This is a genomic window from Pseudomonadota bacterium (assembly GCA_039714795.1).
GTDB lineage: Bacteria > Pseudomonadota > Alphaproteobacteria > JAGOMX01 > JAGOMX01 > JBDLIP01.
Genome location: JBDLIP010000092.1, coordinates 1 through 7394, shown reverse-complemented (window position 1 = coordinate 7394; position 7394 = coordinate 1). Strand labels below are relative to the sequence as shown.

The 7394-nt window shown below is 44.9% G+C and carries 8 protein-coding genes; 1 reads left to right on the top strand and 7 read right to left on the bottom strand.

Going from position 1 to position 7394, the window contains the following annotated elements:
- Positions 1-98: 98 nt before the first annotated feature.
- The 5 genes from fdxA to ABFQ95_06700 all read right to left on the bottom strand — a co-directional run bounded on the left by fdxA (position 99) and on the right by ABFQ95_06700 (position 3164).
- Entirely contained in the window at positions 99-449 is a 351-nt protein-coding gene (fdxA, locus tag ABFQ95_06720; GenBank protein ID MEN8237215.1) for a ferredoxin FdxA, read from the bottom strand.
- Between the two features lie 18 nt (positions 450-467).
- The gene (locus tag ABFQ95_06715; GenBank protein ID MEN8237214.1) at positions 468-1433 is read right to left on the bottom strand and encodes a beta-ketoacyl-ACP synthase III; all 966 of its coding nucleotides are present in this window, start codon (positions 1431-1433) and stop codon (positions 468-470) included.
- Positions 1433-2551: a phosphate acyltransferase PlsX gene (gene plsX / locus ABFQ95_06710; protein ID MEN8237213.1), complete on the bottom strand. Its 1119-nt coding sequence runs from the start codon at positions 2549-2551 to the stop codon at positions 1433-1435. Before plsX ends, ABFQ95_06715 begins: the two co-directional genes overlap by 1 nt.
- A gap of 31 nt (positions 2552-2582) precedes the next feature.
- Positions 2583-2762, bottom strand: a complete 180-nt coding sequence (rpmF, locus tag ABFQ95_06705) for a 50S ribosomal protein L32 (protein ID MEN8237212.1) — start codon at positions 2760-2762, stop codon at positions 2583-2585.
- Positions 2763-2855: 93 nt separating this feature from the next.
- Complete coding sequence (locus tag ABFQ95_06700; protein MEN8237211.1) at positions 2856-3164, bottom strand: hypothetical protein; 309 nt, start codon at positions 3162-3164, stop codon at positions 2856-2858.
- 494 nt (positions 3165-3658) lie between these two features.
- Between ABFQ95_06700 and ABFQ95_06695 the strand changes: the two genes are divergently transcribed.
- Positions 3659-5080 (top strand): glutamate--cysteine ligase, encoded by a 1422-nt coding sequence (locus ABFQ95_06695; GenBank protein MEN8237210.1) that lies wholly within the window; start codon positions 3659-3661, stop codon positions 5078-5080.
- A 63-nt stretch (positions 5081-5143) separates the two neighbouring features.
- Here the strand turns inward: ABFQ95_06695 and ABFQ95_06690 are convergent, their stop codons facing one another.
- Both ABFQ95_06690 and ABFQ95_06685 read right to left on the bottom strand, forming a co-directional pair.
- The gene (locus ABFQ95_06690) at positions 5144-6613 is read right to left on the bottom strand and encodes an NAD(P)H-hydrate dehydratase (GenBank protein ID MEN8237209.1); all 1470 of its coding nucleotides are present in this window, start codon (positions 6611-6613) and stop codon (positions 5144-5146) included.
- Between the two features lie 5 nt (positions 6614-6618).
- Positions 6619-7212 carry a plasmid pRiA4b ORF-3 family protein gene (locus ABFQ95_06685; protein MEN8237208.1) on the bottom strand — a complete coding sequence of 198 codons (594 nt, stop codon included), beginning with the start codon at positions 7210-7212 and terminating at the stop codon, positions 6619-6621.
- Positions 7213-7394 lie beyond the last annotated feature (182 nt).

Below are 7394 nucleotides of genomic sequence, written 5' to 3'. Positions count from 1 at the left end.
TTGGACCTCCAACGCCTCGCAGCCCTTTATTTTCAATAAATTTTTTTTGAAATTAGGCGATTTTTGAGGTTTTCGAAGCACTTTTCTCTGAACTTGGGTTAAGAATCGTGCTCATCGCCTGTGCCGGGTTTTTCACTAAAGTGGTCCATAAATTTATTTTCAACGTTCACCCAACTGTTAGCATTCTTGGGTGGGAGTTTTGAATAAGTTATCCTGGGCCATTTCTTTGAATACTCAGCATTGAGTTCAAGCCATTTTTCGCCGCGATGATCTGCGCCTGAGAGAATAGCTTCGGCCGGGCATTCCGGTTCACAAACGCCACAATCTATACATTCGTCTGGATTGATGACCAGCATATTTTCCCCTTCATAGAAACAATCAACGGGACAAACTTCGACGCAGTCGGTGAATTTACACCTAATGCACGACTCTGTTACAACATACGCCATATCAAATCTCTCTTTCGCTTACCACCGAACCAACGCAGATCCCCACATCAGGCCTGCGCCCGCTGCCGCATGCAGGATCAAATCGCCTTCTTTAAAGCAATTTTCATTTGCTGCTTGAGAAAGTGCAAGGGGAATGGTGGCCGCTGAGGTGTTGGCCTGTTGTCCAACAGTTGTAACGATTTTGTGCTCTGGTAGCCCAAGGCGTTGCCCCACAGATTGAATGATGCGAATGTTGGCTTGATGCGGCACAAGCCAGTCAATGTCTTTTGTAGTAAGGTTAAGGTCTTTTAAGATTTTAAGGGCAGATTCGGTTTGCTTACCGACAGCATGCCTATAGACTTCGCGTCCCACCATGCGAATTTTTCCAGATGTTCCGGTTGATGAAGGACCACCATCGGTATAAAGAATGTCGTGGTATGATCCATCGGATTGAAGTGTAACTTTCAAGACACCACGAGAAGTTTCAGGCACAGCCTGTAAAACAATTGCACCAGCACCATCACCAAAAAGGATGCAAGTGCTACGGTCTGTCATGTCAAGAATACGCGAAAATGTTTCAGCGCCGATAACAAGTGCTGTTTGCGCCTGGTTCTGACACAAGAAATTGTTTGCGGTTGCAAGAGCGGTTAAGAATCCAGAACAGACTCCGTTAACATCAAAGGCGAATCCACTGGTATTACCTAGGTTTGCTTGCACTTTGGTCGCCGTTGGCGGAAGGGTTTCATCAGGGGTGCAGGTGGCCACTACAATCAAATCAATATCATCAGCTTGTAGATTAGCTTGCATCAGGGCAGAGCGTGCTGCCTTTGTGGCTAGGTCGGACGTCAATTCACCGGGAGCTGCAAAATGCCGCTTATGGATCCCTGTGCGTTCGACAATCCACTGGTGATTTGTGTCTAAAAACTCTTCAAATTCCTGGTTGGGAACAACACGTTCGGGCAAGTAATGACCAAAGCCCACGATAACAGAAGAGCACTTATTCATTAGGTAGCCCCATGAGCGGGTTGTGAATTTGGGGGTACAATACGCCGTGCAAGCGTAAGGGGTGGTGGTGTGGGAGGGGTCTTAGAATCTTTAGTCTGGGAATCTTCGATGACCTCCGAGTTGGATAAGCCCTCCCGAATATGGTTATTGATATTTTGGACGACCATATCAATGGCTACTGCAAGGGCACTAGAAAATCCAATTGCATCGGTGCCGCCGTGACTTTTAACCGAGATACCATTAAGCCCCAAAAAGGGAGCACCATTAAGCCTACGGGGGTCCATACTAATTTGAAATTGAGTTAGGGCAGGGCGAGCAAACCAGTACCCAAGCTTATTGATCACTGAGCTTTGAAAACTTTTTCTAAGCCGGGATTGTATCAATTTGAAAGCACCTTCGGCGGTTTTAAGCGCCACATTTCCGGTGAAGCCATCTGTGATAACAACATCTACAGTACCTTTTAAAATGTCATTACCTTCAACAAAGCCATAGAAGTTTTCTATCCAACTTGATTGTTGCAAAAAGCGGTGGGTTGTTTGGATAGTGGCATTTCCCTTTAGATCTTCAGACCCTACGTTTAACAGCCCAATGGAGGGAGATTTCTGCTTGAAGACGTAACGAGCAAAGACTTCTCCCATTAAGGCAAATTGGGCCAGATTTTCAGGCGAGCACTCGATGTTGGCACCTAAGTCCAGCAACAAAGTTTGTCCTTTCAAAGTGGGCATCGGTTTTGCAATTGCAGGGCGATCAATTCCATTGAGAGTTTTAAGGATAATTTTAGAAAGGGCCATATAGGCACCGGTGTTCCCAGCAGAAACAACAGCACTTGCCTTGCCTTTAGAGACGGCTTCAATGGCCAAGCGCATACTGGACGAGCGTGCATTGCGCAGAGCTGAACTGGGCTTCATATCATTGGTGATGACCTGATCGGCGTGGCAAAGTGTGAGGTTCTCTGGAGTGAGCTCATGTTTTTGGATGAGAGGCTTGAGTTTTTCTCGGTCGCCAAACAATAAAAAGTGCACATCAGGAAATTTCTTCTGTGCCAGGGCAACGCCCGCTAACACCATTCCTGGAGCGCCATCTCCCCCCATTGTATCCACAGCAATTGTGATACTCATTACTTTCTCCATTCAATTGGGGGGTGGGAGCCTATGCGCGACCCTTGGTAACTTGTTGGCCCTTATAGTAGCCACAAGCTTGACAAAGATGGTGTGGCAATTTAGATTCGCCACATTGCGGACATTCACCCACGCTGATGGGGCGTAAGGCATCATGTGCACGGCGCATATTGCGCTTCGATTTCGATGTTTTTTGCTTTGGGACAGCCATTTTTGCTACCTATCTGAAAACTAACTTGATTAATGGTCTTTAATTTGTAACTCAAATTTGCTCAAGATGCAAGTTTATTACTCCAGTTCGTGATTATTCAACAAACCTCTTGCCTAATTCTTGAATAGGGGCTTCACCTAAACGCCGGATATGACCACAAGAGGGGGAAATGACAATTTCGGCAATTCCATGATGAACATACTCCAGTTGAACCTCGATAAAAACGCCATCCCTTTTTTTGAGATGCAGATCAATATACTCTCTGGCCATAAAATCCTTGACAACAACCGTGTGCCACCGGCTTAGGATGTACGTGTTTCCGATGGGCTCTTCGGAAAAATCTCGAGTGACTACACTGAGAATGGTTTGGGCATGGGTTGTTTTATACTCTCGTGAAATCAAAACCTCTAGTTTAATGATAGCGAGAAGCGCGCAGTTTACTTGGGTAAATGAGCACTTCGAGCGTATCAGGAAACAGAGGTTTTGATTTCACTTCAGTATATCCCCTAAAGTGTAGGGATGATCACCGATATAGCCAACAAGGATTACGCGGTTGATTGAGTTTGTTGCTCGCATGGTAAGGTCCTTTCCATTTTGCGTCGCTTAGGTTTAAAAAAAAGGCTCGGGGCATCCCCACCCCGAGGCAAATAAGCGCGCTGCAACCCACCACTTTCAAAAAGGACAGGGAGGACCCTTTTTGCGGCGTCACACACCATCCTGTAGGCCCATCAATGGTCCACAAGCTCCGAAGATGGGGGTTCTTGTATAAAATGATGGTGCAGAAGGTAGGGATGAGGTAGAGTGACGTCAGCCACGGTGTTGATCTCCTTATTGGATCACAAAAGCAACCCCCATTATTTTTGGTTTGCCATATACGTTTCTATAAGGTGTATCGCATGATACACTGGCAGAAACTTCGAGAATTTAAATCCCATATGAATCACGCCGATTTGATCACGACCAAAGCACAGTTGATTGATTACTTCCAAAAAGGTTGTAAGCTGCAAGCGCAGTGGCGTGTTGGTCTAGAGTTTGAAAAGTTTGTCTATCAAAGTGATCACTTAAAGCGTGCCACTTTCAAAGGACATCAAGGTATTGAAACCCTCCTGAAGGGACTTACAAGGTATGGCTGGCTGCCCGTTTTTGAACAAAGTTATCTCATTGCTTTGTATCGTAAGGGCAGTACCGTCACTCTAGAACCAGGAGGACAAATAGAACTTTCTTCAAGTAAACACACCAATGTGCATCAACTGGAAAAAGAGCTTTTACAGTTTGAACGAGAAACTCAAGAAGTAGGCACACAACTGAAGTTGGATTTTCTGGCCATGGGGTATGATCCCAAGTCGCGCCTGCAAGATATTCCCTGGATGCCCAAGCAACGCTACTCTATTATGCGTTCGTATATGCTCAAAAAAGGAAACTTGGGCCACAACATGATGCAAGCGACAGCTGCAATTCAAGTCGCACTTGATTATTCCAGTGAAGCAGATATGGCAAAGAAATTGCGAGTAGCTCTGGCACTACAGCCAATGTTAACGGGGCTTTTGTCCAACTCTCCCTTTAAAGAAGGAAAGGTCAACGGTTTTCAAAGCTATCGTAGTCATATTTGGAAACATACAGATCCAGACCGCTGTGGTTTGCTGTCTTTTGCATTTAAAGAGAATATGAGTTTTGAGTCTTATGTTGATTATGCCTTGGGTGTGCCCATGTATTTTATAAAACAGGGAGATGATTATCTCGATGTTTCAGGGCACCCCTTTCAACTATATTTAGACGGTAAGCTCCCAGGCCATGAAGGAAAACAACCCACTCTACAAGATTGGCAAGACCATTTAACAACCCTGTTTCCAGAAATTCGCCTCAAACAATTTCTTGAAATGCGAGGTGTTGATGGAGGTGATCCAAGTCAGGCGTTGGGACTGGCAGCCTTTTGGAGAGGAATTTTATACGACTCTTGCAACTTGCAGGCGGTTTACGAAAGAGTTAAAGACTGGAGTTATGAAGAGGTTAGGGAGTTCCTGGAAGAGGTTGCGCGTTCGGGACTTAACGCCCGATTGCAAGGAACTTCTCTTCTTGATTTAGGTAAAGAAGTCATTGATTTAGCCGAACAAGGGTTAAAATATCAAAGAATACATGGTCAAGATGACCGAATATATCTCGACCCCTTGAAAGAAATTATAGATTCAGGAAAAACACCTGCCCAAAGAGCGATTGAAACATTTGTATCTTGTGATAAGGATATCGATCAAACTATACGTACGCTTATACGACCGAAAGTTTCAGCCATTTGTTTGAACGATATCTCCAGTAAAAAGTAGCCTGAGTTAAGGGCACCGTCGATGAACATGTCGGAAAAAACTTTTCCAGATGCCTTGAGCGTATTAGCATAAACGATTAAGAACAGCAGGCACTGCCTCAATAAGATCTTCGGTGATTACACCCAGCCCAAAGGTGTTTGCTGCCTCACCGTGGATCCACGTGGCCATGCATGCTGCATTAAATGGAGAAATGCCTTGTGCCATCAGCCCTGCAATAAATCCTGCCAGGACATCTCCTGTGCCTGCCGTTGCAAGGGTTGCAGGAGCATTGTCTTGAATAATGGCTAGGCCGTCAGGGCAGGCAATGGTCGTATCCGGTCCCTTAAAAAGGACGACTGTACCTGACTGTTGAACCGCTTTTCTTGTCTGGGTGATTTTATCTCCGGTGGTCTCGAAGAGTCTTTTAAACTCACCTGCATGTGGGGTGAGGATACATGGGCCCATAATTCGATTGAATAAAGTTTCCGGATCATCTTGAAAGACCGTCAGAGCATCTGCATCAAGAACACAGGGAGTTTTTGCATCAAGTGTGTCCAAAACGGCTTGGCGTGTTTCTTTTGTGATGCCATTGCCTGGACCTAGGAGAACGGCTGATTTTGATTTTTCCAAGAGGCGCGACTTGAAGCTATGGGCTTCATTCAATTCTGTCGTAATCAAACCTGGGGCAGAAAGAGCGTAGATTTGTCGGACAGAGGGAGCACAAGCTATGGTGACCATACCGGCGCCAATCCGGCGAGCTGCCGCGGCTGCTAGTCTGCCTGCACCGGTCATCTCTTCTCCACCGCGGATTAATAGGTGACCGCGGCTATACTTGTGATCAGTGAGATTGGGCTTGGGAAGAAACTTGTCCCATAATTGTGGCCGGTTCACCATTAGATGAATCTGTTCGGATGGTACATCTGTAAGATCAATTGACCGGCAAATCAGGTTGCCCGTATAGATACGGCCTGGCAGTAGCAGTTGTCCTGGTTTGCGATATGAGAAGGTTACAGTTGTGTGGGCCTTGATAGCCACCCCCATAACGGCTCCCGTATCGGTATGAACTCCCGAAGGTATGTCGATTGCAAGACAATCGATGCCGGATGCATTGACTGCTTCAACCATGCTTGCGTAGTCACCAATCAACGCACGTTCAAGTCCGGTTCCAAAAAGGCCGTCAATGACAAGCTTACAACCTTCCATTGCCTGAGCATCTAATTTAACGACTTTACCTTGGTAATTGTTTCTGTGTTTTGTAGCAAAATCTGACATTTTGGTTGTAAAAGATTGCGTTGCAACTTTGACGGGCCAGCCCGCTTGCTCGAGAAGAGTAGCAACTACGTAGCCATCTCCTCCATTGTTTCCAGGTCCGCACAAGACAACTGTGGGGCAAGGCACAAAACGTTCGGTAATTTCTTTGTAGACAGCCATGCCAGCAGTTTGCATCAACTTGTAAAGGGAAACTCCAGAAGCTACAGTTTGCAGCTCAGCTACAAGCGTTTCTCTAGCTGTTAACACAGCATATGTTGGTATTTTGTTAAGGCTTTCACCCATTTTGTTTAAGCAATCAATGCCGGCTCTTCTGCACTGGAGTTATTGAAGTGAACTTTTTTGCAATCGAACTCTTCTGGATCGAACTTTCCTCCGACCCATTCTAACATCGAAGCATGATCATCATGGTAGGGATCTTGGATGATTTCCAAAAGCTCCTCATATCCCCATATCCCTCCGCAATCTTCAGGAGGGCAAGCGCGTTTTCCCGCTATACAGATTGGATACTGCGTTTCAGGCTGTACTGGTAGAACTTTTTCAAAGAGAATCTCATGCTGCCAGTTATCACCAAAATCGTATGTGTAAAGAGCCCGTTTATTTTGAGGAGAAAAATAATCAGCTATGACTTCGTCATGGCAAGATGTGACTTCATCGTCTTCCCACATCTCGTCATCAATGCCAATTCTGCACTCCTCTCCATGCTGGTTGAGAACTGAAAATTCATACATGTGATAATTTGACCATCCCATAGCATTTTGAATGGCAATGTGAAGGTCCCAGAAAGTATAGTTTTCAGGTACTTGAATCCGTCTCCAAATTTTTGGGGTAATTCCTTTGAGCGTAATTTTAAATTGATACACATTTGCAAATTTATTAGCCATGATTATCCTCTTTTATATCTTGCAGCAATTTGGTGGATGGTATCAATCACGTATTGCAATTGCAACAAAAAATATTGGCTCAACAGGGCTTTTAACTAACTTAAAGTATTCTGTAGAAAATAATTGAATTTTTTAATTTGTTTAAAGATCTTTTTTCGATTAACTAGATTTTTTTAATCCAA

Excerpts from the sequence above, each read along its gene's own strand:
- fdxA (MEN8237215.1), bottom strand. The coding sequence starts at position 449 with ATGGCGTATGTTGTAACAGAGTCGTGCATTAGGTGTAAATTCACCGAC.
- ABFQ95_06715 (MEN8237214.1), bottom strand. The coding sequence starts at position 1,433 with ATGAATAAGTGCTCTTCTGTTATCGTGGGCTTTGGTCATTACTTGCCC.
- plsX (MEN8237213.1), bottom strand. The coding sequence starts at position 2,551 with ATGAGTATCACAATTGCTGTGGATACAATGGGGGGAGATGGCGCTCCA.
- rpmF (MEN8237212.1), bottom strand. The coding sequence starts at position 2,762 with ATGGCTGTCCCAAAGCAAAAAACATCGAAATCGAAGCGCAATATGCGC.
- ABFQ95_06695 (MEN8237210.1), top strand. The coding sequence starts at position 3,659 with ATGATACACTGGCAGAAACTTCGAGAATTTAAATCCCATATGAATCAC.
- ABFQ95_06690 (MEN8237209.1), bottom strand. The coding sequence starts at position 6,613 with ATGGGTGAAAGCCTTAACAAAATACCAACATATGCTGTGTTAACAGCT.
- ABFQ95_06685 (MEN8237208.1), bottom strand. The coding sequence starts at position 7,212 with ATGGCTAATAAATTTGCAAATGTGTATCAATTTAAAATTACGCTCAAA.